1 protein-coding gene and 6 tRNA genes are annotated in these 2,068 nt (G+C 64.0%); 6 read left to right on the forward strand and 1 reads right to left on the reverse strand.

The window, feature by feature from the left end; all coding sequences use genetic code 11:
- Window positions 1-1,384, reverse strand: a 1,384-nt coding sequence (locus GX108_03870) for an MFS transporter (protein NLO56182.1), incomplete at its 3' end; no start/stop codon positions are given.
- A gap of 123 nt (window positions 1,385-1,507) precedes the next feature.
- On the opposite strand from GX108_03870, the gene GX108_03875 reads away from it, so the two are divergent.
- From GX108_03875 to GX108_03900, 6 genes are all read left to right on the forward strand, one after another.
- Window positions 1,508-1,582: transfer RNA gene (locus tag GX108_03875), tRNA-Val, on the forward strand.
- 31 nt (window positions 1,583-1,613) lie between these two features.
- Window positions 1,614-1,690, forward strand: a tRNA-Asp gene (locus tag GX108_03880).
- Window positions 1,691-1,704: 14 nt separating this feature from the next.
- A tRNA-Phe gene (locus tag GX108_03885) sits at window positions 1,705-1,780 on the forward strand.
- A 22-nt stretch (window positions 1,781-1,802) separates the two neighbouring features.
- Window positions 1,803-1,877: transfer RNA gene (locus GX108_03890), tRNA-Gly, on the forward strand.
- Window positions 1,878-1,890: 13 nt separating this feature from the next.
- Window positions 1,891-1,964: transfer RNA gene (locus GX108_03895), tRNA-Cys, on the forward strand.
- A 26-nt stretch (window positions 1,965-1,990) separates the two neighbouring features.
- Window positions 1,991-2,066, forward strand: a tRNA-Asn gene (locus tag GX108_03900).
- The last annotated feature ends 2 nt before the right edge of the window (window positions 2,067-2,068 follow it).

The following is a 2,068-nucleotide window of genomic DNA, read 5'->3' on the forward strand; positions in this document are numbered from 1 at the left end:
GGGACGTGACCGCCGACATCGCCGCCATGACCGCCCCGACCACATAGGCGTACCCCAGCGCGGAGGAAAAGGCCGCCCTTTCCGCGGGTCCGAGCAGGGCCTTTTGAAAGGCCCCCGGCGGGGCGAAAGCGAAGAGCACCGCCCCACCGGCCGCAACGCCGAAGACCATCCCCACGTTGCGCATCGTGCCGAGGATCCCCGAAGCCACCCCCAGGTGGGACCTCGGGGCGTTCCCCATCACCGCGCTGTGGTTAGGGGACTGGAAAAGGCCGGTGCCGACGCCGAAGAGGGCCAGCCTCCAGGCCACGTCGGCCGCCCCCGATAAGGCCGACAGTCCGCCCATGAGGAGAAGGGCCAGGGCGCAAAGGGCGGCGCCTGCGCAGGCTGGGGCCCTGGAGCCCACCCGGTCGGAGAGGGAGCCGCTGAAGGGGGCCACCGCCATGGTGGCCAGCGGGAAGGCAGTCATGATCAGTCCCACCCTGTTGGGTGGGTACCCCAGTAGCCCCTGGAGGAAGAAGGGAGTGACGAAAACCATCACGTACTGGGACATGAAGTTGAGCAGGGCGCTCACGTTGGCGAAGGTGAAGGTACGGTTCCGGAAAAGGTCGAGGTCGAGCAGCGGCTGCGGCGACCTCCTCTCGATCCGGAAGAAGGCGGCCCCCGCCGATACGGCCGCCAGCAGTACCAGCCCCGAGACCCGGTCCAGGCCGTGGCCCTGGAGGCGGCGGACGAAGAAAAGGATGGAAAAGAGGGAGATGAACGCCGTGACCACGCCCCCCGCATCGATCCTGCCGGGCTGGCCCTTCAGCTCGGGGATGACGAGCCAGCCCCAGGCCAGGGCGGCGAGACCGATGGGCACGTTGATGAGGAACACGAGGCGCCAGCTCGCCAGGGAGGTGATGAACCCGCCCAGGGATGGCCCCAGCGCCAGGCCGACGGAGATGCTGACGGCGTTGATCCCCAGGGCCTTGCCCCGCTCCTCAGGGGGGAACGAGGCTGTCACGATGGCGAAGGGCACCGCCATAGTCAGCCCCGCGGTCAGCCCCTGGAAGGCGCGGAAGGCGATGAGCCACCGGATCGTCGAAGCGAGGCTGCACAACCCCGAAGCCGCCACGAAACCCAGGAGGCCGAAGAGGTAGACCTTCCGGTACCCCAGGATATCGCCCAGGCGGCCGTAAAAGAGCAGGAGGCTGCTGATGGAGAGGAGGTAGATCATGGTCACCCATTGGGCCGTGGAAATGCCCACGCCGAAACTGCTGGTGATCGTGGGCAGGATCGTGTTGACGATGCTCGCGTCGATGGGCCCCAGGATGCTCCCCAGCATGACCGCCCCCAGGACACCGTAGCGGCCCCGGTACCGCCCGCTCAGGCTGTGATCCCCCATTTTCGATCACCCCTCCACCTTTCCGTTCGCTGGTCATCCTGCCTCTTTATAGTCTACTCCCACCCTTGTTGACAGACCATCGGGGGGTCGATATACTAACCTTCGCGCCACTCTGGCGCCTTGGGGCGGATAGCTCAGCGGAAGAGCACCTGCCTTACAAGCAGGGGGTCACAGGTTCGAACCCTGTTTCGCCCACCAGGAATCTTCTCAACGGTTATAATAGATGAACGGGGTTGTAGCTCAGTCGGTTAGAGCGCCGGCCTGTCACGCCGGAGGTCGCGAGTTCGAGTCTCGTCAGCCCCGCCAACTCCTTGAAAAAAGGCGAGATAGCTCAGTAGGTAGAGCAGCGGACTGAAAATCCGCGTGTCCCCAGTTCGATTCTGGGTCTCGCCACCATGAAAATACATGGGGTTGTGAGGCGGAAGTAGCTCAGGGGTAGAGCACAACCTTGCCAAGGTTGGGGTCGCGGGTTCAAATCCCGTCTTCCGCTCCATTTTCTCTTTGCGGGCGGCATAGCCAAGTGGTAAGGCAGAGGACTGCAAATCCTTTATCCCCGGTTCGAATCCGGGTGCCGCCTCCACTTCAGCCCTTTTTGTGGTTCGATATTCCTCGGTAGCTCAATAGGCAGAGCGGGTGGCTGTTAACCACTAGGTTGCAGGTTCGAGTCCTGCCCGAGGAGCCAAA

It is taken from the genome of Thermovirga sp., assembly GCA_012523215.1.
In the GTDB taxonomy this organism is placed as follows: domain Bacteria; phylum Synergistota; class Synergistia; order Synergistales; family Thermovirgaceae; genus 58-81.